Source organism: Dechloromonas agitata is5 (assembly GCF_000519045.1).
Lineage (GTDB): Bacteria > Pseudomonadota > Gammaproteobacteria > Burkholderiales > Rhodocyclaceae > Azonexus > Azonexus agitatus.
In genome coordinates this window covers 576,213-602,821 of sequence record NZ_KI912532.1, presented here as the reverse complement: position 1 = coordinate 602,821, position 26,609 = coordinate 576,213, and the positions used below count along the sequence as shown (strand labels likewise).

At 63.0% G+C, this 26,609-nt stretch carries 22 protein-coding genes; 16 read left to right on the top strand and 6 right to left on the bottom strand.

Features of this window, described 5'->3' with window-relative positions; translation table 11 throughout:
- Nucleotides 1-256 precede the first annotated feature (256 nt).
- From gpmI to K420_RS0102990, 3 genes are all read left to right on the top strand, one after another.
- Nucleotides 257-1,909, top strand: a complete 1,653-nt coding sequence (gene gpmI, locus K420_RS0103005; RefSeq protein ID WP_027456749.1) for a 2,3-bisphosphoglycerate-independent phosphoglycerate mutase — start codon at nucleotides 257-259, stop codon at nucleotides 1,907-1,909.
- A gap of 219 nt (nucleotides 1,910-2,128) precedes the next feature.
- Complete coding sequence (locus K420_RS0102995) at nucleotides 2,129-2,314, top strand: response regulator (RefSeq protein ID WP_027456748.1); 186 nt, start codon at nucleotides 2,129-2,131, stop codon at nucleotides 2,312-2,314.
- Nucleotides 2,315-2,436: 122 nt separating this feature from the next.
- Nucleotides 2,437-3,195 carry a TerC family protein gene (locus tag K420_RS0102990; RefSeq protein WP_027456747.1) on the top strand — a complete coding sequence of 253 codons (759 nt, stop codon included), beginning with the start codon at nucleotides 2,437-2,439 and terminating at the stop codon, nucleotides 3,193-3,195.
- A gap of 3 nt (nucleotides 3,196-3,198) precedes the next feature.
- Here K420_RS0102990 and K420_RS0102985 read toward each other — a convergent pair whose 3' ends face one another.
- From K420_RS0102985 to K420_RS0102970, 4 genes are all read right to left on the bottom strand, one after another.
- Nucleotides 3,199-3,762 carry a DUF1439 domain-containing protein gene (locus tag K420_RS0102985; RefSeq protein ID WP_027456746.1) on the bottom strand — a complete coding sequence of 188 codons (564 nt, stop codon included), beginning with the start codon at nucleotides 3,760-3,762 and terminating at the stop codon, nucleotides 3,199-3,201.
- Between the two features lie 73 nt (nucleotides 3,763-3,835).
- Entirely contained in the window at nucleotides 3,836-6,823 is a 2,988-nt protein-coding gene (locus K420_RS17930; RefSeq protein ID WP_051452929.1) for a hybrid sensor histidine kinase/response regulator, read from the bottom strand.
- Between the two features lie 3 nt (nucleotides 6,824-6,826).
- Entirely contained in the window at nucleotides 6,827-7,663 is an 837-nt protein-coding gene (locus K420_RS0102975) for a phosphate/phosphite/phosphonate ABC transporter substrate-binding protein (protein ID WP_035854433.1), read from the bottom strand.
- 89 nt (nucleotides 7,664-7,752) lie between these two features.
- Nucleotides 7,753-8,826 (bottom strand): AraC family transcriptional regulator, encoded by a 1,074-nt coding sequence (locus tag K420_RS0102970; protein ID WP_027456744.1) that lies wholly within the window; start codon nucleotides 8,824-8,826, stop codon nucleotides 7,753-7,755.
- Nucleotides 8,827-8,968: 142 nt separating this feature from the next.
- Here K420_RS0102970 and icmF point away from each other — a divergent pair, with 142 nt between their 5' ends.
- The gene (icmF, locus tag K420_RS0102965; protein WP_027456743.1) at nucleotides 8,969-12,232 is read left to right on the top strand and encodes a fused isobutyryl-CoA mutase/GTPase IcmF; all 3,264 of its coding nucleotides are present in this window, start codon (nucleotides 8,969-8,971) and stop codon (nucleotides 12,230-12,232) included.
- A gap of 296 nt (nucleotides 12,233-12,528) precedes the next feature.
- Nucleotides 12,529-13,863: a M48 family metalloprotease gene (locus tag K420_RS0102960; RefSeq protein WP_027456742.1), complete on the top strand. Its 1,335-nt coding sequence runs from the start codon at nucleotides 12,529-12,531 to the stop codon at nucleotides 13,861-13,863.
- Nucleotides 13,864-13,901: 38 nt separating this feature from the next.
- Here K420_RS0102960 and K420_RS0102955 read toward each other — a convergent pair whose 3' ends face one another.
- Nucleotides 13,902-14,576 (bottom strand): Crp/Fnr family transcriptional regulator, encoded by a 675-nt coding sequence (locus tag K420_RS0102955; RefSeq protein ID WP_027456741.1) that lies wholly within the window; start codon nucleotides 14,574-14,576, stop codon nucleotides 13,902-13,904.
- 177 nt (nucleotides 14,577-14,753) lie between these two features.
- Between K420_RS0102955 and K420_RS0102950 the strand changes: the two genes are divergently transcribed.
- The 11 genes from K420_RS0102950 to K420_RS0102900 all read left to right on the top strand — a co-directional run bounded on the left by K420_RS0102950 (nucleotide 14,754) and on the right by K420_RS0102900 (nucleotide 25,638).
- The gene (locus K420_RS0102950) at nucleotides 14,754-16,721 is read left to right on the top strand and encodes an AMP-dependent synthetase/ligase (RefSeq protein ID WP_027456740.1); all 1,968 of its coding nucleotides are present in this window, start codon (nucleotides 14,754-14,756) and stop codon (nucleotides 16,719-16,721) included.
- A 2-nt stretch (nucleotides 16,722-16,723) separates the two neighbouring features.
- Complete coding sequence (locus K420_RS0102945; RefSeq protein ID WP_051452928.1) at nucleotides 16,724-17,506, top strand: ABC transporter ATP-binding protein; 783 nt, start codon at nucleotides 16,724-16,726, stop codon at nucleotides 17,504-17,506.
- 11 nt (nucleotides 17,507-17,517) lie between these two features.
- Nucleotides 17,518-17,652 carry a hypothetical protein gene (locus tag K420_RS21025; protein WP_269746420.1) on the top strand — a complete coding sequence of 45 codons (135 nt, stop codon included), beginning with the start codon at nucleotides 17,518-17,520 and terminating at the stop codon, nucleotides 17,650-17,652.
- A complete protein-coding gene (locus K420_RS0102935) occupies nucleotides 17,649-18,563 on the top strand; it encodes a branched-chain amino acid ABC transporter permease (protein WP_027456738.1) in 915 nt (304 codons plus the stop codon). The genes K420_RS21025 and K420_RS0102935 overlap by 4 nt, the downstream gene beginning before the upstream one ends.
- A gap of 16 nt (nucleotides 18,564-18,579) precedes the next feature.
- Nucleotides 18,580-19,656, top strand: a complete 1,077-nt coding sequence (locus tag K420_RS0102930; protein WP_027456737.1) for a branched-chain amino acid ABC transporter permease — start codon at nucleotides 18,580-18,582, stop codon at nucleotides 19,654-19,656.
- Between the two features lie 40 nt (nucleotides 19,657-19,696).
- A complete protein-coding gene (locus K420_RS0102925) occupies nucleotides 19,697-21,019 on the top strand; it encodes an ABC transporter substrate-binding protein (protein WP_027456736.1) in 1,323 nt (440 codons plus the stop codon).
- 70 nt (nucleotides 21,020-21,089) lie between these two features.
- Nucleotides 21,090-21,920, top strand: coding sequence for an ABC transporter ATP-binding protein (locus K420_RS0102920; RefSeq protein ID WP_027456735.1), 831 nt, complete (start codon nucleotides 21,090-21,092; stop codon nucleotides 21,918-21,920).
- Between the two features lie 154 nt (nucleotides 21,921-22,074).
- Nucleotides 22,075-23,304: a phenylacetate--CoA ligase family protein gene (locus K420_RS0102915; RefSeq protein WP_027456734.1), complete on the top strand. Its 1,230-nt coding sequence runs from the start codon at nucleotides 22,075-22,077 to the stop codon at nucleotides 23,302-23,304.
- Between the two features lie 14 nt (nucleotides 23,305-23,318).
- Entirely contained in the window at nucleotides 23,319-23,819 is a 501-nt protein-coding gene (locus K420_RS0102910) for a hypothetical protein (protein ID WP_027456733.1), read from the top strand.
- Nucleotides 23,816-24,973, top strand: a complete 1,158-nt coding sequence (locus K420_RS0102905; protein ID WP_035854428.1) for a CaiB/BaiF CoA transferase family protein — start codon at nucleotides 23,816-23,818, stop codon at nucleotides 24,971-24,973. The genes K420_RS0102910 and K420_RS0102905 overlap by 4 nt, the downstream gene beginning before the upstream one ends.
- Before the next feature lie 83 nt (nucleotides 24,974-25,056).
- The gene (locus K420_RS0102900; RefSeq protein ID WP_027456731.1) at nucleotides 25,057-25,638 is read left to right on the top strand and encodes a hypothetical protein; all 582 of its coding nucleotides are present in this window, start codon (nucleotides 25,057-25,059) and stop codon (nucleotides 25,636-25,638) included.
- Between the two features lie 100 nt (nucleotides 25,639-25,738).
- On the opposite strand, the gene K420_RS0102895 is transcribed toward K420_RS0102900, so the two are convergent.
- The gene (locus K420_RS0102895; protein ID WP_027456730.1) at nucleotides 25,739-26,599 is read right to left on the bottom strand and encodes an SPFH domain-containing protein; all 861 of its coding nucleotides are present in this window, start codon (nucleotides 26,597-26,599) and stop codon (nucleotides 25,739-25,741) included.
- Nucleotides 26,600-26,609: the final 10 nt, after the last annotated feature.

Sequence of the window (26,609 nt, the reverse complement as noted above, 5' to 3'; positions counted from 1 at the left end):
GGTGGGTTGTTTCTTCGATCGGTGCTGCGACAGTGCAGCGCCTTGTGCCGAATAACGCGGCGGGTTGCGCACCGGATGTCATCAGGAATGTGAGCTTGTGTATCGCTGTGTGACCCGGATGTTTCGAAGCGTGTCGGGGCTTTGAGCGGCGGCCGGACGGCGTCTCGAGCAGGCGGGGGGCGGGGTGGGCGCGGTAAAATAGATGCTTTACCAACGTGCCGCCCTGTCGGGGCCGGCCTTTTTGCAGGAATACGCCATGTTGCAGAAGCTTTCCTCTTTCGCCGGTGTTGCCGGGCCGGTTGTCGTTATCGTACTGGATGGCTACGGCCTGCCCAAGACCGATGTCGGCAGCGCCATTGCCGCCGCCAAAAAGCCGACCCTCGACCGCCTGTTCGCCGAGTATCCGAACATCCGCCTGCGTGCCCATGGCACGGCGGTCGGCATGCCGTCCGACGACGATATGGGGAATTCGGAGGTCGGCCACAACGCGATCGGCGCCGGCCAGGTCTATGCCCAGGGGGCGGCGCTGGTATCGAACGCCATCGCCTCCGGCGACATCTGGCAGGGTGAGGCCTGGCAGCACATCGTCGCCGGCGCCAAGGCCGGAATCAACGGAAAAGCGGGCGTGCTCCACTTCATCGGCCTGTTCTCCGACGGCAACGTGCATAGCCATATCGATCACCTGAAGGCGATGGTCGAGCGGGCCAAGGCGGAAGGCGTTCAGACGGTGCGCATCCATGCCCTGCTCGACGGTCGCGACGTGCCGGAAACCAGTGCGCTGGACTATGTCGTCCCCTTCGAAGCCTTCCTGAAGGAGATCTCGACCGATGGTTTCGACGCCCGTATCGCTTCGGGCGGCGGTCGCCAGTACATCACGATGGATCGCTACGATGCCAACTGGGCGATGGTCGAGAAGGGCTGGAAAACGCACGTGCTCGGCGAAGGCGCGCAGTTCGCCAACGCCACCGAGGCGGTCAACGGCTTGCGTGCCGCGCACCCCGGAACCATCGACCAGGATCTGCCGGAATTCGTCATTGCCGAGCATGGCCAGCCGATCGGCACCATCGCGGATGGCGACGCCGTGGTTTTCTACAACTTCCGTGGCGACCGTGCCATCGAGATCACCCGTGCCTTCGTCGAGGCAGATTTCGACAAGTTCGACCGTGTGCGTTTCCCGCAAGTGACCTACGCCGGCATGCTGCAGTACGACGGCGACCTGCAACTGCCCAAGCGCTTTCTCGTGGCGCCGCCAGCGATCAAGGACACGTCGGGCGAGTGGTTCAGCAAGGCCGGTATCACGCAGTTCGCCTGTTCCGAGACACAGAAGTTCGGCCATGTGACCTATTTCTGGAACGGCAACCGCTCCGGCAAGTTCGACGGTGAAACCTATCTCGAAGTGCCGAGCGACGTGGTGCCCTTCGAGCAGCGCCCGTGGATGAAGGCGGCCGAGATCGCCGACGCGATGATCGCCGCCATCCAGTCCGGCCAGTACCAGGTGCTGCGCTGCAACTTCGCCAATGGCGACATGGTCGGCCACACCGGTAATTTCGACGCGGCGCGCATTGCCATTGAGGCCGTCGACCTGTCGCTCGGCCGCCTGCTCAAGGCGGTCGATGCTGCGGGCGGCGTCGCGCTGATCACCGCCGACCACGGCAATGCCGACGAAATGTTCGAGCTGGACAAGAAGACCAAGCAGCCTGCCCTGAATAAGGACGGCAGCTTCAAGGCCAAGACGGCGCACACCCTGAACCCGGTGCCGCTGATCCTTTACGACAACGTTTCGGGCGGCAAGCTGGGCCTGCAGCAGACCGAAACCTGCGGCCTGTCGAATATCGCCGCTACCGTTGCCAACCTGCTCGGCTTCGGGAAGCACGCGGCGTGGGACGACAGCCTGCTCGTCGTCCGTTAGACCTGAGCCACCCCCGGCCGTCGCATTCCGCCGGCGCCCGGGGCACTTGCGACGGCGCGCCAGGTGGGGCGGAGGAGAAGAGCTAATCCCAATATACTGGCGAGCATGCTCATCCAGCGTGGCTATGACGTGTGCAAAGCGGCGTCGGCCGAGGTCGCGCTGGAGCGCCTGGCTCAGGAGCGCTTTGATCTGCTGATGCTCGATGTCATATAGACGGGCATGTCGGGTATCGATTTGTGCCAGATCATCCGCAACGACCTGGCATTGATTGATCTCTCCGTCGTGGTCTTCACTGCAGGGCACCAGGTGGAGCGGGTGGCCCACCTGCGCCTGGCCGGGTTCAACGATTTTCTGTTCAAGCCGGTGCAAAACGCGGCGCTCGGCTCGGTCATGCCGACGTATTGAGCCGCCGTGCCGTTTCGGCGCGACGTTTCGGTTTCTTCGTAGGGTTGCTAAGCCGGGCCTGCTGGTGCCTCGCCCGGTCGCTCCCTATACTGCCGCGATTGTTCATTTGCCGACTTGCTTTCATGTTCGAATTCCTCCTCTCCCCCGAAATCTGGATCGCCTTTTTCACGCTGACTGCACTGGAACTGGTGCTGGGTATCGACAACATCATTTTCATCAGCATCCTGGTCGACAAGCTGCCCAAGGAAAAGCAGGAGGTGGCGCGGCGTATCGGCCTCTTCCTCGCGATGTTCATGCGCATCGCCCTGCTCCTCGTCCTGTCGTGGATCGTCGGCCTGACGGAGCCGGTCCTGACGCTGTTCGGCTACGGCATTTCCGGGCGCGACATCATCCTGATTGCCGGCGGCCTGTTCCTGATCTGGAAGAGCACCGGCGAGGTGCACCAGTTGCTGGAAGGCGAGGAGGGCAGCGAGTCGCGCAAGGTGGCTTCTTCCTTTGCGGGCGTCATTGCCCAGATCATCGTCATCGACCTGGTCTTCTCGCTCGATTCGATCATCACCGCAGTCGGTATGGTCAGCCAGGTCGGTGTGATGATCGCTGCCGTCATCGCCTCGGTCGGCCTGATGATGCTCTTCGCCCGTTCGATCGGCGAATTCGTCTCGAATCACCCGACGATCAAGATGCTGGCCCTGTCCTTCCTGGTCGTGGTCGGTGTCGTGCTGATCGCCGACGGTTTCGGCCACCACGTGCCGAAGGGCTACATCTACTTCGCGATGGCCTTCTCGGTGGCGGTCGAGATGCTCAACATCCGCCTGCGCAAGAAAGCGGCCAGGCCGGTCGACCTGCGTGAGCCCTACGCCCGGGAGTTCAACGCCGACTGAGGGTCAGACCGGCGACAGCACGGCGATGACCTGGCCTGGCTCGATACGGATCGAGCGCAGCAGCCAGCGGGCAGCTTGCTCCTGCAGGCTGCCGTCCTCGCGTAACACGTACACTGGCCGGTTCCGGAAGTAGCTAGCCATCATTTGGGTGATCGCCTGGCGGGCGATTGGCTCGTAGTCCCGGGACAAAGCGGCTGACTGAATCGACTGCACGACCGGGCGGTCGAGGAAGAAGGCCTTGGTGCCGTCGTCGTAGCGCAGCCCGGAGGTGCCGAGCATGTCCACCGGTACAGCCGGTTGGCCGAGCAGGGAAACACGCAAGCGGGCCGTGACCGTGGTCTGCCCGGCGGGTTCGCCCAGGCGAATTTTGGGCGATTCGTCGAGGGTGATGACGATGGTGCCGCTACCGTAGCTTTTCTTGAGCGACCCGTTACGGTCGATCTGGGCCTGCACGTCGGCTTCTGAAAAGTGAATTTCCTTTTCGAGAAAACCGGCCGCCGGTGTGGCAGGTCCGAACAGCATCAAGGAAACGGCGAGCAGGGCGTGGGCAAGGTGGCGGAGTGGCATGGGGAGGGCGTGGATTCCGGGCCCTTCATTTTCTGGCAAAGCGAGGGTCTCGCCAAGCCGCACACCCTGTCGTTCAGACGTACGGCTCCACGGCGGTTGGGGTGCCCAGGCAGGCCTGTGCTGCAACGAAATCGAATTCAGCCAGGTAGTGTTCAAGCTGCATCGTCTGCTCCCGCCCGAGCACTTGTTCCAGGGCCGCGCGGTGTTCGTCAAAATAGTGCTCGGCCCGGATGTCATCTTCCGCGACCAGTTGGCGCAAGGTCTCTAGGCGGCTTGCGACGTCTTCCGGTTTGGTGGGCGCAGCAGTGCTGTCGGTGGGAGCCAGGGCGGCCTCCAGGGCATCGACCAGATGCCCCAGTTCCTCACCGAGGGCGCGCAGCGGCATATCGAACTGTCCGGTCGCCACGGTGCCTTGCTGCTTGATCGGCAACTCGATCTCGGCCGCCAGGCTGGCCAGGCGTGTTGCGCCGATATTGCTGGCACTGCCCTTGAGCGCATGGGCGAGATTGCGGGCCACGTTGGCCTGTCCGCTGGCCAGCGCCTCGCTGAGCCGGCGATGATCGTCGCGGTGAGTGACGGCGAAGAGTTGCAGGACCCGCAGGTAGGCCGGCCATTTGCCGGAAACGACGCGCAGGCCCGCAACGGTGTCCAGCCCATCGATGCCGCTCAGGTTCTTGTGGCCAGGTTCAGTCAACGTGTCATCGGCCGCTACCGCCGGGGGAACGGCCTTACCCCCGCCGTTCGGGCGTATCCAATGCAGCAGAACCTGGTAAAGGCTATCCGGATCGACCGGTTTGGCGATGTGGTCATTCATGCCGGCACCCAGGCAGACGTCGCGATCCTCAGCAAAGGCGTTGGCCGTCATGGCCAGGATCGGTATGGCCGTTCGCCCGGGAAGGGCGCGAATGGCGCGGCTTGCTTCGATGCCGTCCATGACCGGCATCTGGATATCCATCAGGATGGCGTCGTAGTCGGCCTGCGCGGCATAGTCGACGGCTTGCCGGCCGTCGCTGACGACATCGACCCGCAGCCCGACGCTACGCAGCAGTTCGCTGGCGACTTCCTGATTGACCGGGTTGTCTTCGGCGAGCAGCACGCGGTGGCCGCGCAAGGCGGACGGATCGAAGGCAGGCGGTTGCCCGGCCGGTTTGCCAACCGCATCGTGTTGCCCAAGCAGGGCGTCGAGCAGGGCTTCCTGCAGGTCGCTGGGTGTCACCGGCTTGTTGATCTGGTGCACGATGCCTGATTCGCGCAGGCGTTCGAGTGGCCAGTCACGACCGTAAGCGGTGATCAGGATGATCCGTGGCCGTGGTTCGGCAAGCAGCGTGATGCGGCGGCTGGTTTCGATGCCATCCATGCCCGGCATGGCCCAGTCGGTGAGGACGATGTCGTAGGGGCGGCCAGCCCGATGGGCGGCCTCGACGTAGCGCAAGCCGGCCTCGCCGGATTCGGCAACGGTGATGTCGGCGCCGCTGTCGTGCAACATGTGGCTGAATGCTTCGCGGGCGTTGGCATCGTCATCGATGATGAGGACACGCAAGTTGTCGGGCAACGGCAGGCGCTGGCGAGGGAAACTGCCGTCGCTGGCGCGGCGGAAGGGTAATTCGGCCCAGAAGGTGCAGCCCTTGCCGGGTTCGCTGTCTACACCGACCTGGCCACCCATCAGTTCCGCCAGGCGGCGGGTGATGACCAGTCCGAGTCCGGTGCCGCCGTACTTCCGGGTCGTCGACGCGTCGGCCTGCTCGAACGGCTGGAAAATTCGCGCTTTTTGCTCGGGGGAGAGACCGATGCCGGTATCGGCCACTTCGAAGCGGATGCGCAGCGTATCGATGCCCCCAGACAACAGGCGGGCGCTGAGGACGATATTGCCGTGCTCGGTGAACTTGACGGCATTGGTCGCGAAATTGGTCAGCAATTGCGCCAGGCGCATGCTGTCGCCATGGAGCATCGGCGGAATGTCAGGATCGATCCGGTCGACGACTTCGAGCCCTTTGTTCTGAGCCTGCAAACCAATCAAATCGTTGATTTGGCGGAATATCTGGTCGAGTTCGAAATCGGTCGGGTCAAGGGTCAGCTTGTCAGCCTCGATTTTTGAAAAATCGAGAATGTCGTTGATGATGCCGAGCAGATGCCGGGCCGCTAGCGCCACCTTGTCGAGTTGCTTCTTCGCGGTCGGCGTCGCGTCACGATGCAGCAGGTGATTGAGTCCGATGATGGCGTTCAGCGGCGTACGGATTTCGTGGCTCATGTTCGCCAGGAAGCTGCTCTTGGCCCGATTGGCCATTTCGGCCTGGTCGCGGGCGCGGGCCAGTTCGCGGGTCCGATCGGCCACTTCGTCTTCGAGGTGGGCCTTGTGTTCGGCGAGCGCAGCCGCCGTTTGCCGGTGTTCCTCAATCTCGGCACGCAGCGCGTGGTTGGCCTGTTGCAGGCTTTGTCGCATGGCAGCGAAATTGCGTACGAGGTCACCGACCGCATCGCGGCTAGCTGTGGGCAGGGGAGCGGTGAAATCGCCTTCGGCCAGTTTTCCGCTGGCCGTCGAGAGTCGGCGCAGGGGGCGAATGACGGTGAGTTCGACGATCAGGGCGACACTGACGGCCAGCACGGCGAGGATGACGATCAGGGTTGCCAGCAGGGCGCGATGGTGCGACAGGTTGTTGGTGATGAAGTCATCCAGGTCGATCGCCACGGCCAGTGTGCCGAGTTCGATGTCGTGGTAGCGGATGGGCAGCGCCATGCGATGGACGCTGGGGGGGGAGGGGCGTTCAGCCGGTGGCAGGAGCGGGTAGAGACGCTCGCCTTCCGGGTCGGTGACCAGTACCTGGCGCCAATTCGGGTTCTTTGCCTGCAGCGCCTCAAGGGTTTCATGGGCCCCCGCCAGCTGACCGGCCAGGAGCGGCGTGACCAGGCTTTCGGCAACGCTTTCGAGGTGGCGCCCGATGACTGCCAGGTGATCCTTTTCGGCGTGCTCGATCGCGTGTGGAATCCAGACAAATTGCAATATCGCGCCGATCAGGCCGGTGATCAGGACCAGTGGCAGGATGAGTTTTAGACGGAGCGGCATGGCTCAGTCGGCCCAGAAACGGTCGAGGCCCCACTGTCGCATCGGCAGGTAATCTTGCATGCTGGTGGCGACGGCCCGTTGAATCGGCACATGAGCCAGTAATTCATGACCGGCCTTGCTTCCATTGAGATCGAGGATCGCTTGCTGGACGGCTTGGCGAAGGCGGGGCGGCACGCGGGGATGCGCGGCAACCGGATGGGAAGGCATGTCGCGGGTGGTGTAGATGACCCGTAATAGGTCGCGGACCCGGACGTCCTGCTCCTGCAGTGTTTTTTCGACGCCGCCTGCCGCCGGCAACTGGCCGCTGGCAACCTGCAAATAGGCCGAACTGTGCGTCTTGACGTTAACCGGAATCATCTCGACCTTGAACAGGTCTTCGAGGTCAGCCCGCAACAGCAGGCTGGCGCCGACGGCATTGAAGGAGGGGATGGCCAGCCTTTGCCCCCGTAATTCGACCGGCGAGCGAACCGGGTTGTCGCGGTGCACGACGAGAATGCCGCGTAGTGGGTTGTCGTCCCGCACCAGCGGCAGGTAGCCCTGGTGGGTATATTCGCGCAGGATGTGGTAGGGGTTGGCGTAAACGAAATCGTAGTTTCCAGCCGACAACGCCCGTTCGAATTCCGGCACCGTCAGCGTCGCAGCCAGCTCAAGGCGGATTCCTGTACGACGGGAAATTTCGTCGATGATCGGCTTCCAGATGGCGAATAGCTTGCGGTGTTCGAACTGTGGAACGACACCGAAGCGATAGACGGTTTCGTCGGCCTGGCTGGCGCGGGGGGATAGAAGGGCAAATAACCCCAAAAACACCAGAAATAAGAAATGGTAAGCAAGGTGGGGCATCAGGGTGGCTTTTTTGGGTGTTTTTGGTGCAGATGGTATTCGGCACCATTATATCCCTATAAAGCTTGGGGTCATGTGCTGCCTGGTGGTCAGCACCCGCTGGGTGCCGTCATCCGGCGCCGGTAATGGGCCGGCGCCATGCCGGTCCATTCGACGAAGGCGCGGTAGAAGGCCGAAGTGTCGGCGTAGCCAAGGTCGGCGGCGACCTTGGCGATGGAATCCCTGGTCTTGGTCAGGCGGGCCAGCGCCATGTCGCGGCGCAGGGCGTCCTTGATGCCGCGGAAGCTGGATCCTTCATCCTCCAGACGGCGATGCACGGTGCGCGGGCTCAGATGCAGGCGATCGGCCACGTCGTCGAGGCTGAGCGTTGCCGGTAGGGCGGCGCGCAGCAGATCGCGGACGCGGATGACCATTTCGCGGTCGCGCCGGTACAGCAGGGTGATCTTGCCCGGGGCGCCGTCGAGAAAGCTGGTCAGTGCCGCCTCGTCACGGCGGATGGGGAGGTCGAGCAGGTTGGCGTTGAACGACGCGACCAGCGTGCCGGTACCGCCTGGTACGGTCGGTGCAAAGCGCGAGTCCTCGGTAAAGATCAGCGCGTAGTCGGCAAAGTGGGGCGGCTTGCGGTAGGGAAAGATCACGCTGTCGAGTGCGATGCCGCGGCCGGCGAGCCAGCAGGCCAGGCCGTGCAGCAGGCGGAGCAGCCATTCGAAGGCGAAGACGCGCCCAGGGTCGTCCGTATCGGCCGCGAGCTTGCAGGTTTCGGCAATGACCAGTTCGGCGTGGCCATGCGTGCGCCGGACACTGACGGCGAGATCGGGCAGCACGATATGCAGGAAGCGGCTGGCCCGGGCCAGGGCTTCGGCCAGGTTGGGGGCGGAGAGACAGCCGCGGCAGAGGAACTCGAAGCTGCCGACGCGCATCGGCTGGGCGAACAGCCCGAAACCTTCATCGTCCAGGTGGCGATTCAGGCGGTTGTAGAGTGCCGCGTAGCGCTCGAGCGGAATCCGGCTGGCGGTGTCTGCAATATCAATGTCCAGGGTGTTGAGGAGGGGGGCCGGGTCGAGTCCGTGCCGTGTCATGCCGGCCAGCATCCCGGTAACAAATCCCATGGCGACAGTGGCTTGCGAGCGGGCGGGCGGACTGTCGATCTTGCGGTGCACCATTTTTCGGTCTTTCCTCAGGTTACAGACCATAGCCTACCACCTTGGCGGAATTTGCACGATTATCGTCATTGCCCACAATGGCGCGAGGGTTGAAGCGGCCTACCATGGGCGCCTTTCCATCTATTTCGATGAGGCTGGTGCCATGACCGATCTGTCCGTTGCCAAGAAGCTCTCTCCGTACAAGCCGAAGAACAAGGTCCGCTTCGTGACCGCGGCATCGCTGTTCGACGGCCATGATGCGTCGATCAACATCATGCGGCGCATCCTGCAATCGACCGGCGCCGAGGTCATCCACCTCGGCCACAATCGCTCGGTGCAGGAAATCGTCAATGCCGCGCTGCAGGAGGACGTGCAGGGCATCGCCATCACCAGCTACCAGGGTGGCCACGTCGAATTCTTCAAGTACATGATCGACCTGCTCAAGGCGAACGGCGGCGAGAACATCAAGGTCTTCGGCGGTGGCGGCGGCGTCATCGTACCGACCGAGATCAAGGAACTGCACGAGTACGGCGTGACCCGCATCTATGCCCCGGAAGACGGCGTGCACATGGGCCTGCAGGGCATGATCAACGATGTCGTGCAGAAATCCGACTACGACCTGGCGGCTGAGGGCGTGCCGAGCGCCGAGCAGGTGCTGGCCGGCCTGAAGGCGGGCGACAAGCGCCTGCTGTCGCGCGTCATCACGCTGCTCGAAAACGGCGCCGCGCCGGCCCTCAAGGAGCCGCTGCTCAAGGCTGCCGCGCAGACCGCCATCCCGGTCCTCGGCATCACCGGCACCGGTGGCGCCGGCAAGTCCTCGCTGACTGACGAAATCGTCCGTCGCTTCCGCCTCGACCAGGAAGACAGCGTCAAGATCGGCCTGATCTCGATCGATCCGTCGCGCAAGCGGACCGGCGGCGCGCTGCTCGGCGACCGCATCCGCATGAACGCCATCGAGCATCCGAACATCTTCATGCGCTCGCTGGCCACCCGCGACACCGGCTCGGAAATTTCCGCCGCGCTGCCGGAAGTCATCGCCGCCTGCAAGCTGGCCGGCTTCGATCTGGTCATCGTCGAAACCTCCGGCATCGGCCAGGGCGACGCGGCCATCGTGCCCTTCGTCGATGTCTCGATGTACGTCATGACCCCCGAGTTCGGCGCCGCCTCGCAACTGGAGAAGATCGACATGCTCGACTTCGCCGACTTCGTGGCGATCAACAAGTTCGACCGCAAGGGCGCCGAAGACGCGCTGCGCGACGTGCGCAAGCAGTACCAGCGCAACCGCGAACTGTTCACGACGCCGACCGACGATATGCCGGTCTTCGGCACCATGGCCGCCCGCTTCAACGACGACGGCGTCACCGCGCTGTACCAGGCGCTGGTGCCCGCCCTCTCCGAAAAAGGCCTCAAGCTCAAGTCGGGCAAGCTGCCGCTGGTCACTGTCAAGCAGTCGTCGGCCAGCCGCGCCATCGTGCCGACCGCCCGCGTCCGTTACCTGGCCGAGATTGCCGACACCGTGCGCGGCTACCATGCGCATACCGAAGAGCAGGTGAAGATCGCCCGCGAGCGCCAGTCGCTGCGTATCGCCAAGAACGTCTTCGCCGGCTGCGACAAGAATGTTGCCGACTTCGACGAGCTGCAGGCTTTCAAGGACAGCCAGCAGGACCCGAAGGCCAAGAAGCTGCTCGACATGTGGCCGCAGACGCTGGAAGCCTATTCCGGCGATGAATATGTCGTGAAAATCCGCGACAAGGAAATCCGCACCAAGCTGACCACCGAATCGCTGTCCGGTACCAAGATACGCAAGGTCATCCTGCCGAAGTACACCGACGACGGCGAAATCCTGCGCTTCCTGATGAAGGAAAATGTGCCGGGTTCCTTCCCCTACACGTCCGGCGTGTTCGCCTTCAAGCGCGAGGGTGAAGACCCGACCCGCATGTTTGCCGGCGAAGGCGATGCCTTCCGCACCAATCGCCGCTTCAAAAAGGTGTCCGAAGGCATGCCGGCGCACCGCCTGTCGACCGCCTTCGACTCGGTGACCCTGTACGGCTGCGACCCGGACGAGCGTCCCGACATCTACGGCAAGATCGGTAACTCCGGCGTCTCGATCGCCACGCTCGACGACATGAAGGTGCTCTACGACGGCTTCGACCTCGTCTGTCCGACCACCTCGGTGTCGATGACGATCAACGGCCCGGCGCCGATCATCCTGGCCTGCTTCTTCAACACCGCCATCGACCAGCAACTGGCCAAGTTCGAGCAGGAAAACGGCCGCCAGCCGACCGAGGACGAAGCCGAGAAGATCCGCGAGTGGGTACTGAAGACCGTGCGCGGCACGGTGCAGGCCGACATCCTGAAGGAAGACCAGGGCCAGAACACCTGCATCTTCTCGACTGAGTTCGCGCTGAAGATGATGGGCGACATCCAGGAATTCTTCGTCCATAACCAGGTGCAGAACTTCTACTCGGTGTCGATCTCCGGCTATCACATCGCCGAAGCCGGCGCCAACCCGATCAGCCAGCTCGCCTTCACGCTGTCCAACGGCTTCACCTACGTCGAGTCCTACCTGGCGCGCGGCATGCACATCGATGACTTCGCGCCCAACCTGTCCTTCTTCTTCTCCAACGGCATGGACCCGGAATACTCGGTGATCGGCCGCGTCGCCCGCCGCATCTGGGCCGTGGCGATGAAGAACAAGTACGGCGCCAACGAGCGCAGCCAGAAGCTGAAGTACCACATCCAGACCTCCGGCCGTTCGCTGCACGCCCAGGAGATGGACTTCAACGACATCCGCACCACGCTGCAGGCCCTGATCGCCATCTACGACAACTGCAACTCGCTGCACACCAACGCCTACGACGAAGCGATCACCACGCCGACCGAGGAATCCGTGCGTCGTGCGATGGCCATCCAGCTGATCATCAACCGCGAATGGGGTGTCTCGAAGAACGAGAACCCGAACCAGGGCGCCTTCGTCATCGATGAGCTGACCGACCTGGTCGAGGAAGCCGTGCTGAAGGAGTTCGAAGCCATCGCCTCGCGTGGCGGCGTGTTGGGTGCCATGGAAACCGGCTACCAGCGCGGCAAGATCCAGGAAGAGTCGATGTACTACGAGCACAAGAAGCACGACGGCTCGTACCCGATCATCGGCGTCAATACCTTCCTGAATCCGAAGGGTATGGCGCAGCAGGAAATCGAACTGGCGCGCTCGACCGATGACGAAAAGCAGTCGCAGATCCAGCGCCTGCGCGACTTCCAGACCCGCAACGCGGATCAGGCGCCGGCCATGCTGGCCAGACTGAAGCAGACCGTCATCGACAACGGCAACGTCTTCGCCGTGCTGATGGATGCCGTCAAGGTCTGCTCGCTCGGTCAGATCAGCTCGGCGTTGTACGAAGTGGGCGGCCAGTACCGCCGTTCGATGTAAGGGATTCCTCAGCGGGAGAACAGCAACCCGGACCCGAAAGGGCGGAGGAGTAAAACGACGGCGAGGCCAAGTACCTCGCCGTTTTCATTGGAGCAGGTTGCGACACGTCAATCGCGTACCCGACGTTCGAGTGGGTTGCCCCCTGTTTTCTTGCGGCGTTACCGCTGTCGGGGGGGCGAAACACCGATCGTCAGCTGTTACGGGAACCATCGTGACAGCGATCTCCGGTTCTTTTGTTTGCGCCACCTTTGACGCAGAATGAAGCCCTACGTCAATTTTGAATGCCGGGGCGTTTCATGGATCACCAAGCCTTCGCCAGCGATCTGTTTCACAACCGCATCACCCGCCGCCAGGTGCTCTGGCTGCTCGGTGCCAGCGCGCTTTCCGCCGCTTCCGGCTGCGCCACCTCGCCGGTCGGCAGCGGCTCCATCCTGGTCGGCATGAGCGAGGACGAGGAAAAGGCGGTTGACCGCAAGGTGGCGCCGCAGCAGTTCTCGCAGGATCTCGGCCCGGTGCAGGATGCACCGCTCAACCAGTATCTCGGTGACGTGGGGCGGCGACTGCACGCCCAGTCGCACCGGCCGCAGATGCCCTATTCCTACCGGGTGCTCAATGCCAATTACGTCAATGCCTACACCTTCCCGGGTGGGGCGATGGGCGTGACGCGTGGCATCCTGGTCGATCTGGACGACGAGGCGGAGCTGGCCGCCCTGCTCGGCCACGAACTGGGCCACGTCAACGCCCGTCATGCCGCGCAACGCCAGGGACAGGCGATGGTCGCCTCGGTGGCGGCGACCGGCATCAACATCATCGGTTCGGCCGCCGGCTTCGGGGGGCTGACCGACATCGGCACGCAACTCGGGGCGAGCGCACTGCTCTCCAGCTATTCGCGCGACAACGAGCGCGAGGCCGATGCCCTCGGTCAGGAGTACATGGTGCGCGCCGGCTACCCGGCGAGCGGCATGGTTGGCCTGCAGCAGTTGCTGGTCAATCAGGAAAAGGAATCGCCGGGCATGTTGCAGACCATGTTCTCGACCCACCCGATGAGCCGCGAACGGCGCGATACCGCCAAGCAACTGGCCGAGACGAAGTACGCGGCGAGCAACGGCCGCGACAAGGGGCGCGAGCGCTTCATGGACAACACCGCCTCGCTGCGCCGCATCAAGCCGACCATCGAGGCTTGTCAGAAAGGTGAAGTCGCCATGTCGCGCAAGGATTACGGCAAGGCCGAGGAGGGCTTTCGCACGGCGCTCAAGGCGACGCCGCGCGATTACGCAGCCAACCTGCTGTTCGCCAAGTGCCTGTCGGCCCAGGACAAGGACGCGCAGGCGCTGGAGTACGCCCGGGCAGCGACCACCATCTATCCGCAGGAGGCCCAGGCCCAGAAGCTGGTGGGCGTGCTGGCCCTGGCGCAAAAGGATCCGGGAACCGCCTATGAGCATCTTGACCGCTATGACCGTCTGATGCCGGGCGATGCCGGCGTCACCTTCCTCAAGGGCGTGTCGCTGGAAGGCATGGGGCGCCGGCAGGAAGCCGCCAACCAGTACGCCGCCTACCTGAAGCGCACGCAAAAGGGACAGGCGGCGGAATATGCCTACAGCCGCCTGCGTGGCTGGGGTTACGTCAAATAGGAAGGCCGGGCCCCGCTGTCATGCGGCGGGGCGGGGGCTCAGTCGCCGAAGGTGCGCAGTCCGTCCAGGTCGAGGACGTGGATGCCGCCATACTCGCTTTTCACCAGCCCGGCATCCTCCAGCACCTTGAGGCCCTGGTTGGCGCGCTGGCGGGAGACGCCGGCCAGGTAGCCCAGTTCCTCCTGCGAGATGTGCAGGAAACGCTGCGTGCCGGGGTAGAGCACCGGGTTGAACAGGGCGGCCAGCACCCGCGCGATGCGGGTATCGATGTCGAGCAGGCGCTCGTTTTCCATCATGCCGATGAACTGGCCGAGGCGCTCGTTCAACTGCTCGATCATGTAGCGGTTGAAGGGAATGCTGTGGTCAAGCAGCCACAGGAAAGTGCTGCGGTTCATGAAGGCGACGCGCGTTTCACGGATGGCCATGACGTCGTAGCGGCGCGGCTCCCGCTTGAGCAGCGAGCCTTCACCAAACCAGCCGCCGGTGCTGATGCCGGTCAGCGAGGTGGTCTTGCCGGTTGTCCAGTGGCTGGCCATCTTGCCCAGGCCGTCGATGATGCCCATCCAGAATTCAACCGGCTCGCCCTTCATGCAGATGAAGGCGCCTGGCGCATAGCTGCGCTCGGTCGTGCCGGCGAGCGCCTTCGCCAATTCCTCCTCGGTCAGGGCCTTGCCCCAGCTGGACGAGCGCAGCAGTTCCTCAGCGTTTTTCAAAATATTTTCCGGATTGTCTGCCGAACGACAATTATACGTCGGCCAACTCCCTACACTGCCCTGCAACGGTGAGCGATTGGGTGCCCGCTGCAAGGCTGGCGTAAGCCGGCAGGCGCCACAATCGTTCGTACGAAGCTTAGATCGCGAACAATGAGTCGCGGCAGAGGAGACAAAGAAATGGCCACGCAGGCGAAATACGCCGCGGTGGATGGGTTGCACACCTTTCCCCGCTTGCTTTTCCATCACGCGACGGTGCGCCCGAATGCGCCCGCCATGCGCGAGAAATACCTGGGTATCTGGCAAACCTGGACCTGGTCCGACGTTGCTGATCGCGTGCGCGCCCTGGCCTGCGGCCTGGCGGCGCTCGGTTTCAAGCGCGGCGACAACCTGGCGATCATCGGCGACAACCGGCCGCATCTGTACATGATGATGACCGCCGCCCAGTGCCTGGGTGGCGTGCCGGTACCGCTCTATCAGGATGCGGTGGCCAACGAAATGCTGTTCGTGCTGCAGGATGCCGGAGTTCGCTTCGTCGTGGTCGAGGACCAGGAGCAGGTCGACAAGATGCTCGAAGTGAAGGATCAGGTAGCGACGCTCGAACACGTCATCTACGACGATCCGCGCGGCATGCGCCACTATTCGCAGACCTTCCTGCACGATATCCACGAGCTGATGGAAATGGGTCGGATTCATGATCGGAACCATCCGGATTTCCTGAATGCCGAAGTTGAGCAAGGCCATTTCGACGATACCTCGGTGATGCTCTACACCTCGGGTACCACCGGCAAGCCGAAGGGCGTCTGTCAGACGCACACCGCCTTCATTGCCGCTGCCCAGGGCGGGGTGCAGGTCGACAACCTCGGCGCCGACGGCGACATCCTGTCCTACCTGCCCATGGCCTGGGTGGGCGACCACCTGTTCTCCTACGCCCAGGCGCTGGTCGCCGGTTTCACCATCAACTGCCCGGAATCCGGCGACACCGTGATGTCCGACCTGCGCGAAATCGGCCCGACGTGCTATTTCGCCCCGCCGCGCGTCTTCGAAAGCCTGCTGACGTCCGTGATGATCCGCATGGAAGACGCCGGCAAGCTGAAGTACAAGATGTTCCATCACTTCATGGGGGTTGCGAAGCGTTGCGGCGCCGACATCCTGGACGGCAAGTCGGTCGGTTTCGGCGACCGCCTGCAGTACTGGCTCGGCAACCTGCTGGTCTATGGTCCGCTGCGCAACGTGCTGGGCATGAGTCGCATCAAGGTGGCCTATACCGCCGGCGCAGCGATTGGCCCGGACCTGTTCAAGTTCTACCGCTCGATCGGCATCAACCTCAAGCAGTTCTACGGCCAGACCGAAACCTGTGCCTACGTCTGCCTGCAGCCGGATGGCCAGATCAAGTTCGATTCGGTCGGCCAGCCGGCCCCCGGTGTCGAGATCAAGATCGCCGACAACGGCGAGGTGCTGGTCAAGGGGCCGATGCTGCTCAAGGAGTATTACAAGCGCCCGGATGCCACGGCCGAGACGATCAACGCCGAAGGCTGGTTCATGACCGGCGACGCCGGCTTCCTCGACGAAGACGGCCACCTGAAGATCATCGATCGCGCCAAGGACGTCGGCAAGCTGTCGAACGGCGCGATGTTCGCCCCCAACTACATTGAGAACAAGCTCAAGTTCTTCCAGCACATCAAGGAAGTGGTCTGCTTCGGTCACGACCGCGACATGGTCTGCGCCTTCGTGAACATCGACATGGGCGCGGTCGGCAACTGGGCCGAGCGGCGCGGTATCGCCTACGCCGGCTACACCGACCTGGCCGGCAAGCCGGAAGTGCTGGAACTGATCCGCGAATGCGTCGAGCAGGTCAATGCCGACCTGGTGCACGACAGCATGGTGGCCGATTCGCAGATCCACCGCTTCCTCGTCCTGCACAAGGAACTCGATCCGGACGACGACGAACTGACCCGTACCCGCAAGGTGCGCCGCAACTTCGTTGCCGAGAAATACAAGGTGCTGATTGACGCGCTGTATGCCGGCAAGTCCAACCAGTACATCGAAACCGAGGTCAAGTTCGAGGATGGCCGGCGCGGCAAGGTTGCCGCCGACCTGAAGATCATCGATGCCAAGACCTTCCCGATCGTGAAAAAGGCTGCCTGAACATGTCCAAGAAAATAGGCGACGTCATTCTCGACCTGCAGAACATTTCCCTGCGCTTCGGCGGCGTCAAGGCGCTGACCGACATCTCCTTCAACGTCAAGGAGCATGAAATCCGCGCCATCATCGGCCCGAACGGTGCTGGCAAGAGCTCGATGCTCAACGTCATCAACGGGGTCTATCACCCGCAGGAAGGCAAGATCTTCTGGCACGGCAACGAGCGCAAGAAAATGGAGCCGCACATGGCGGCCCAGCAGAACATCGCCCGTACCTTCCAGAACATCGCGCTGTTCAAGGGCATGTCCGTGCTCGACAACATCATGACCGGACGCATCACCAAGATGAAGTCCAACTTCATCGAGCATGCGCTGTGGTTCGGCCGGGCCAAGAAGGAAGAGCTGGAGCACCGCCAGAAGGTGGAGGAGGTGATCGACTTCCTGGAAATCCAGCACATTCGCAAGACGCCGGTCGGCCGCCTGCCCTACGGCCTGCAGAAGCGCGTCGAGCTCGGCCGCGCCCTGGCCGCCGAGCCGTCCATGTTGCTGCTCGACGAGCCGATGGCCGGCATGAACGTCGAGGAAAAGCAGGACATGTGCCGCTTCATCCTCGACGTGAATGACCAGTTCGGCACCACCATCGTGCTGATCGAGCACGACATGGGCGTCGTGATGGATATCTCCGACCGCGTCGTCGTGCTCGACTACGGCAAGAAGATCGGCGACGGCGTGCCGGATGAAGTGAAGAACAACGAAGACGTGATCCGCGCCTATCTCGGCGCAGGGCACTGAGGAGCGATGGCATGGAATTCGTTATTGCCGCAGTTTTGATGTCGGCCCTGATGTGGGGCCTGGTGCCGCGCCGGGCACTCAGCCTGGCCAAGGTTCATAGCCGTGTTGCCGAATCGGCACGCCGCAACCGTCGGGAGGTCGCATGAATTTCTTCTTCGAAGTCCTGATCGGCGGCTTGCTGTCCGGCGTCATGTACGCCCTGGTGGCCCTCGGTTTCGTGATGATCTACAAGGCCTCCGGGGTGTTCAACTTCGCCCAGGGCGCCATGGTCTATCTGGCCGCGCTGTCGGTGGTTGGCTGCATGGAGAAGGGGGCGCCGCTCTGGCTGGCCATCATCCTCGCCTTCGCCATCATGACCGCTTTCGGTATCGCCACTGAAAAGTTCGTACTGCGCAAGCTGGTCAACCAGCCACCGATTGCCTTGTTCATGGCGACCATTGGCCTGGCGTTCTTCATCGAAGGCCTGGCCCCGATGATCTTCGGTTCCGAGCCGCGGGCGCTGGATATCGGTATCGTCGATGAGCCGATCGCCTGGTTCCTCGATGAGTGGAACATGGTGATCTCCAAGTTCGATCTGGTCGCCGCGGCGGTCGCTTCCGTGCTGGTCGCCACGCTGGCCCTGTTCTTCCAATACACCCGGGTCGGCCGCGCCCTGCGGGCGGTGGCGGACGATCATCAGGCCGCCCTGTCGATCGGCATTCCGCTGCAGAACATCTGGGCCATCGTCTGGGGCGTGGCCGGTTTCGTCGCCCTGGTTGCCGGCATGATGTGGGGTGCCCGTAATGGCGTGCAGTTTGCGCTCACTTTCACGGCACTCAAGGCGCTGCCGGTGTTGATCCTCGGTGGCTTCACTTCGGTGCCGGGCGCCATCGTCGGCGGCCTGATCATCGGCGCCTCGGAAAAGCTGGCCGAAATTTACATCCCGCCGGTCATGCAGGACCTGTTCGGCGGCAACTTCGGCGGTATCGAAGGCTGGTTCCCGTACGTGCTGGCGCTGCTCTTCCTGCTGGTTCGCCCGGAAGGCCTGTTCGGCGAAAAACACATCGACCGCGTGTAAGAGGGGATAGAACAACATGCTTTACCGTGAAGCCGGTCAATTCAAGACCACCTACGCCGCCGATCAGCAATTGTTCCCGATCCGTCAGGACCGGATCGGCATCCTCGTGCTGCTCGCTGTGGCTTTCCTCGGCGTGCCGTTGTTTGCCAGCGAGTACTGGTTCTCGGCCATCCTGATTCCCTTCCTGATCTTTGCGCTGGCGGCGCTCGGACTGAACATCCTGACCGGCTACGCCGGCCAGTTGTCGCTCGGTTCGGCGGCCTTCATGGCGGTCGGGGCCTACGCCGCCTACAACTTCCAGTTGCGCATCGAAGGCATGCCGATCCTGGTTTCCTTCATCTGTGGCGGTTTGACGGCAGCCGGTGTCGGTGTGTTGTTCGGCCTGCCCAGCCTGCGCATCAAGGGCTTCTATCTGGCGGTGGCAACGCTGGCGGCGCAATTCTTCATCGTCTGGTGCCTGACCAAGTTCCCCTGGCTGTCCAACAATTCCTCGTCGGGCGTGATTTCGACGCAACAGCTGATCATTTTCGGCCACGAATTCAATACGCCGGTCGAGAAGTACCTGCTGGTGCTGAGCATCGTCGTGGTGCTGGCGCTGGCGGCCAAGAATCTGGTGCGCTCCTCCACCGGCCGCGCCTGGATGGCGGTACGCGACATGGACGTGGCCGCCTCGGTTATCGGCATCAAGCTGATGCCGACCAAGCTGCTCGCCTTTGCCATCAGCTCCTTCTACTGCGGCGTCGCTGGCGCGCTGTACGCCTTCTGCTACCTCGGCTCGGTCGAGCCGGACGGCTTCTCGCTGGAAATGTCGTTCAAGATCCTGTTCATGATCATCATCGGCGGTGTCGGGTCGATCATGGGCAGCTTCCTGGGGGCGGCCTTCATCCTGCTGCTGCCGATCTTCCTCGACATCCTGCTGCCTTTCTTCGCCGAGCTGTTCGGCCTGCCTTTTTCCAGCGCCACCGTGTCGCACATCCAGATTCTGGTGTTCGGTGCGCTGATCATGTTCTTCCTGATCGTCGAGCCGCACGGGTTGGCCCGTTTGTGGCAGATCGCCAAGGAGAAGCTGCGCCTGTGGCCGTTCCCGCATTAAACCGGGCTACCACGCATTCATAACTAAAGGAGACAAAATCATGATTAAAAGCATCAAACCCGCCCTGACCGCCGTCGCGCTGTCCGTCGCCATGCTGTCTCAAGGCGCAGTCGCTGCCGAAGAGCAGTTCTTCCCGATTCCCGGCTACCGCGTCGGTCCGTACGGCGCCAACGGCCAGTCCTTCTATGGCGGTTTCATCGACTACCTGACCTACGTCAACCTGAAGGAAAAGGGCGTCAACGGCGTCACCCTGACTCACGAAGAGTGCGAAACCGAGTACAACAACGCCAAGGGCGTCGAGTGCTACGAGCGCCTGAAGAGCAAGGCGGCCAAGTCGGCCGGCCCGATCCACACGATGTCCACCGGCATTTCCTACGCCTTGATCGACAAGTCGGCCCAGGACAAGCTGCCGCTGGCCATGATGGGCTACGGCCGGACCGACGCAGTCGATGGCTCGGTCTTCCCGTATGCCTTCCCGCTGGTCACCACCTACCAGATGCAGGCCTCCGCCATCGTCAAGTTCATCAAGGAAAAGAATGGCGGCAACCTGGCCGGCAAGAAGATCGTGTATCTCTATCACGATTCCGCCTATGGCAAGGAAGCCATCATCGCGATGGAAGCCGAGGCTTCGCTGAACAAGTTCCAGCTGGTGCAGATTCCGGTCGCTCACCCGGGCAACGAGCAGGGCGCCCAGTGGCTGAAGATTCGCCAGGAAAAGCCGGATTTCGTCGTTTTCTGGGGTTGGGGCGTGATGAACCAGACCGCCCTGAAGGCCGCCCAGAAGGTCGGCTATCCGCGTGACAAGATGATCGGTTCGTGGTGGACCGGTTCGGAAGAGGATGTCGTGCCGGCTGGCGATGCCGCCAAGGGCTACATGGCCGCCACCTGGAACGTCGCCGGCAAGGATGTGCCGGTGATCGCCGATATCGAGAAGGTGGTGTACGGCGCCGGCAAGGGCAACCTGCAGGACAAGTCCAAGATCGGCACCATCCTCTATAACCGCGGCGTTTCCGCTGCCGTGCTGTCGGTCGAGGCGATCCGCAAGGGCCAGGAGAAGTACGGCAAGGGTAAGGCGCTGAATGGCGAACAAACCCGCTGGGCGCTGGAAAACCTGGATATCACCGATGCTCGCCTGAAGGCGATCGGCGCCACCAACCTGCTGCCGCAGATCAAGACCTCCTGCGACAACCACGAAGGTTCCGGCAAGGTGAAGATCCAGCAGTGGGACGGTGCCAAGTGGGTGCCGGTGTCCGACTGGATCGAAGGCAACAAGGCGCTGATCCACCCGCTGTTCCAGGCTTCTGCCAAGCAGTACGCCAAGGAAAAGGGCATTACGCCGCGCGATTGCTCCAAGGAAAAATGAGACGCCAGGAGGAAGGAGTGGGGGCGTGAGCCCTCGCTCTTTCTCTCCGTCCCATGAATCGGAAACGATGATGAATACACAAACTGCCGCTGCCGTGCCCGACAACTACCTGAGCATCAACAACATCGAGGTCATCTACGACCACGTGATTCTGGTGCTCAAGGGTGTGTCGCTGAACGTGCCGAAGGGCAAGATCGTCGCCTTGCTCGGTGCCAACGGCGCCGGCAAATCGACGACGCTGAAGGCGATTTCCAACCTGCTGCACGCCGAACGCGGCGACGTGACCAAGGGCTCGGTCGAGTACAAGGGCCAGCGCGTCGACCAGCTGACCCCGAACGAACTGGTCAAGCGCGGCGTCATCCAGGTCATGGAGGGACGCCACTGCTTCGGCCACCTGACCATCGAGGAGAACCTGCTGACCGGTGCCTACACGCGCAGCATCTCGCGCAGCCAGCTGAAGGAAAACCTCGAGAAGGTCTATCACTACTTCCCGCGCCTCAAGACGCGGCGCACCTCGCAGGCCGGCTATACCTCCGGCGGCGAGCAGCAGATGTGTGCTATCGGCCGGGCGCTGATGGCCAACCCCGAGATGGTGCTGCTCGACGAACCCTCGATGGGTCTGGCGCCGCAGATCGTCGAAGAGGTGTTCGAGATCGTGAAAGACTTGAACAGCCGCGAGAACATCAGCTTCCTGCTCGCCGAGCAGAACACCATGGTCGCCCTGAAGTACGCCGATTTCGGCTACATCCTGGAAAACGGCCGGGTGGTGATGGAAGGCGATGCAGAGGGGCTGCGGACCAATGAGGACGTGAAGGAGTTTTATCTCGGGCTGTCTTCGGCCGGGCGCAAGTCCTTCAAGGACGTCAAACACTACCGCCGCCGCAAGCGCTGGCTGTCGTAACGGCAGTGCGCCGCGCATGGCGGCGTTGTCGGCGGGCTTGTTGGCAGGAGTCAACGGCGCCCGCCTCCGCCGTGCCCGACGTGGCTACTTTGCCGTTCCAGGGAGCGGCAGGAAGGGCCGCCACGGCCAACCGGAACAAACGGAGAACATTGAAATGAGCTATTACGATCCGCTCGAAACCCGCGATCCGGAAGAGCGCGAGGCGGACTTGATGGACAAGCTGGCCCGTCAGGTGGCGCACGCCCGGGAGACGACGCCTTACTATTCCCAGGTTCTGGCCGGGGTGAATCCCGGCGATTGCACGTCGCGCGAGGCACTGGCCAAGCTGCCGCTGACCCGCAAGCGCGACCTGATCGAATTGCAGAAGAAAAACCCGCCGTTCGGTGGCCTCAACGCCCTGGCATCCGGCAAGGCCAAGCGGGTTTTCGCATCGCCCGGGCCGATCTACGAGTTGCAGGGTATGGAGATGGATCACTGGCGCGTGGCTCGGGCCCTGTACGCCGCCGGTTTCCGGTACGGCGACGTGATCCATAACTGCTATTCCTACCATTTCACACCCGGTGCCTTCATGATGGAGGGCGGGGCCCGCAAGCTCGGTTGTGCGGTCTTCCCGGGCGGTGTCGGGCAAACCGAGCAACAGGTGCAGGCGATGGTCGACCTGCGGCCGGACGGTTATGTCGGCACCCCTTCCTTCCTCAGGATCATCGTCGAGAAAGCCGAGGAAATGGGGGCGGATATTTCTTCGCTGAAGAAAGCGCTGGTCTCCGGCGAGGCACTGCCCGGCGTCACCCGCCACTGGCTGGGCGAACGTGGCATCACGGTGCGCCAGTGCTATGCGACGGCTGATATCGGCGTTATCGGCTACGAAACCGAGGCCGAGGAAGGCCTGGTCGTCGAGGAGGAACTGCTCGTCGAAATCGTCCGCCCCGGCACCGGTGACCCGGTCGCGCCGGGCGAGGTCGGCGAGGTGGTGGTGACGACCTTCAACCCGGACTATCCCCTGATTCGTTTTGCCACAGGCGACCTGTCGGCCATGCTGCCTGGGCGTTCGTCCTGTGGCCGGAGCAATGTCCGCCTGAAGGGCTGGATGGGGCGGGCCGATCAGACGACCAAGATCAAGGGCATGTTCGTCCACCCCGAGCAGGTCGCCGAGATCGCCGTGCGCCACCCGGAAATCCAGCGCATGCGCCTGGTGGTCGACAACCCCGGTGGCCAGGACCGTATGGTGCTGCATTGCGAGATCGAGGCCGGCAGCGAGGCACTCGACAAGGCGCTGGTCGCCAGCCTGCGCGACATCACCAAGCTGCGCGGCGAAGTGGCCTTCACCGCTCCCGGGGGCTTGCCCAACGACGGTAAGGTCATCGAAGATATCCGGATTTACTGATCCGGGTATTTTCCATGCGTTTTCTCGCTGTATTACTGGCCGGCCTGGCCTGTGCTGTCCAGGCCGACGAAGCCCCCCTGCGCCCATCGGCCCACCTGCTGTTCAAGCAGCCCGAGATGCTGCGCACCGGGCAGTGCGTGCGCTATGAGGAGGGTGGTGCCGGCTGGGTCATGACCGAGCCGGTCTATTTCCTGAAGGGCGAGGTGTTGGCCGCCGAGGTGCGTACCCGGCAGGTCGGCAAGTGCCCGCCGATGCCGGGAAAGCCACTGAACCAGTACAGCCGCGACGAATTCAACCGCCACGTGCTGGCCCATCCCTGCGTCGGGCCGAAGGGGGTGGCGCGTGATGAGCAGATCGGCATCGTCCGTCTGCGCGTCACCGACTGGGAAACGCCGCACGCCAGGAAGGCCGAGAATGCCGGCCGGCTCTACCGCGGCATGTTCATCGACCGCAAGCTGAAGAAGGATATGGAAATCGAACTGGAAGCCGACTTGCTCGGCCTGTGCAAGTCATGAGCCGCCCGGCACCGCTCGCCGGCATCAAGGTGCTTGACCTCACCCGCCTGCTCCCCGGGCCGGTCGCCACCCTGCACCTGGCCGATCTGGGGGCCGAGGTGATCAAGATCGAAGACCCGCAGATCGGCGATTACGCCCGTACGCTGGGCACCGGCACGGGTGAGGACAGTGCCTACTTCCGCATGATCAACCGCAACAAGCAGGGCATGGTGCTCGACCTGAAGAAGCCGGAAGGCGTCGAGGTCTTCCTGCGTCTGGCGGCAACGGCGGATGTCATCGTCGAAAGCTTTCGCCCCGGCGTGGTGGACAAGCTGGGTATCGGTTACGAAACGGTCAGGGCGATCAATCCGAAGATTGCCTACTGCGCGATCAGCGGCTACGGCCAGGACGGGCCGTACAAGAATCTGGCCGGCCACGACATCAACTACCTCGGCTACGCCGGCGTGCTGGAGCAAATCGGTATCGAAGGCAGCCAGCCGGCCGTTCCCAATTTCCAGATCGCCGACCTGCTGGGCGGTGCGCTGACCGGTGTCATGGGCATCCTGGCGGCCGTCGTCGAGGCGCAGCGCACTGGCCAGGGGCGCTACGTCGACGTGTCGATGACCGACAGTGTGCTGGCCCATACCTATTTCGCCATGCTGCGCCTGAACGACGCCGGCCATTCCGTGCCGCGCGGCAGCGACCTGTTGTCCGGCGGCCTGCCTTGCTACGCCACCTACCGCTGTGCCGACGGCAAGTACATGGCGGTCGGGGCACTGGAAGGGAAGTTCTGGAAGATTTGCTGCACCACGCTGGAGCGCCCCGACTGGGTGGCCCGTCAGTGGGATGCCGGCCTGCGCAGCGAGATGGCGGCGCTGTTCGCCACCCGGCCGCGCGATGACTGGGCCGAGCGCTTCCTGCCGACCGATTGCTGCGTGACGCCCATCCTCAGCCCGGAGGAGGCGCTACGCAACGAGCAATTGCAGGCGCGCGGCATGATCATCGAAGGGGCGGGCCTGACCCAGTTCGCCCCGCCGCTCAAGCTCTCCGGCTTCGACTTTACCGTCCGACAGCCGGCGCCACGGGTCGGCGAGCATAACGCGGCCATCCTCGCGGCGGCCGGCTACGATGCCGCGGAAATCGCCCGTCTGGAGGCGAGTGGCGCCCTCGGCTGATTCACCGGCGGCGTGACGCCGCTCCCGGCATCGGGCATCATCCGCCCTTTGCCGATACCCATCGGCCTCCGGAGACACCGTGCATGAAGCAGCACATCGACGAACTGCTCGCCCGTATCGAGGCTCTGCAAAATGAACTGGAGGAGGAATACCGCCAGGCGCGGGAAGACTGGGAACAGAAGAAGCAGGAGCTGGCTGACGAGTTCCTGCGCCAGCAGCGGCGCTACAAGACGGGGCTGTTCCGTTTCCTGCTGCGCAGCCGTTTGCTGGTCATCCTTAGTGCCCCGGTCATCTACGCCGGCTGGATTCCCTTCCTGCTCCTCGATCTGTTCGTCACGGTGTACCAGGCCATCTGCTTCCCGATCTACCGAATTCCCAAGGTGCGGCGGCGTGACTATCTGGTTTTCGATCGCGCCGATTTGCCCTACCTGAACGCGATCGAGAAATTCAACTGCTTCTATTGCTCCTACGGCAACGGGGTGGCGGCCTATTTCCGCGAGGTGGCGGCGCGGACCGAGCAGTACTGGTGCCCGATCAAGCACGCCCGGCGCGTCAAGGCGGCACACGACCACTATCCGAAATTTTTCGACTACGGCGATGCCGAGGCCTTCCAGCAAGGCCTCAATCGCCTGCGCCGGCAATACGACGACAGCGCGGAAAAATAGACAGGACGGAGGCTGGCAGCGTGATTCCGTCGTGATCCTTTCGCAATGTGACGGAATGCGCTGAATTCAGCAGCCCTGGCCGGCGGCGAGATGGTTGTGCTCAGCCTTTGCGGCCGAACAGCCCGCGCACGGCTTCCTGCAGGTCGGCCGGCAACACGACGACCTTGGCGTTGTCCTTCTCACCCATCCGTTCCAGCGCGGCGATGTATTTCTCGCCGAGCAGGTAGGACATCGGGCCGCTCTGCTCGCCGATGGCCGAGGTCACCCTCCGAATTGCCTCGGCCGAGGCTTCGGCCAGCATCACCTGGGCATTGGCATCGCGCTTGGCCGATTCGAGGCGCGCCTCGGCTTCGAGGATGGCCGACTGCTTGGCGCCTTCCGAGCGGGTGACGACGGCCTTGCGCTCGCGCTCGGCGGCGGCCTGCATTTCCATGGCCTTCTGCATCGACTGCGAGGGCTTGATGTCCTGGATCTCCACCGACTTGACGGTGAGGCCCCAGTCCACTGCCTCGTCGGCGATGCTCTCGCGCAGCCGGGCCTTGATCTTGTCGCGCGACGACAGCGCCTCGTCGAGTTCCATCTCGCCGACGATGGAGCGCAGCGTGGTCATGATCAGGTTGCGGATCGCCTCCGAGAAATCGGTCACGCCATAGACTGCCTTGACCGGGTCGGTAACCTTGATGAAGGCGATGGCGTTGGTCAGGATCACGGCGTTGTCGCGGGTGATGACCTCCTGCTCCTGGACGTCGAGGATGATGTCCTTGGTCACCAACTGGTAGGCGATCTTGTCGAGATAGGGGATGACGATGTTCAGGCCGGGCTTGAGTGTGCCGTGGTATTTGCCGAGCCGCTCGACGATCCACTCCTCGCCCTGCGGCACGATGCGCACGCCCTTGGCGATGGTGACGGCAACAAAGGCCAGAACGGCAACAACGACGATGAATCCGGGACTTGCTTCCATGCTCTGCTCC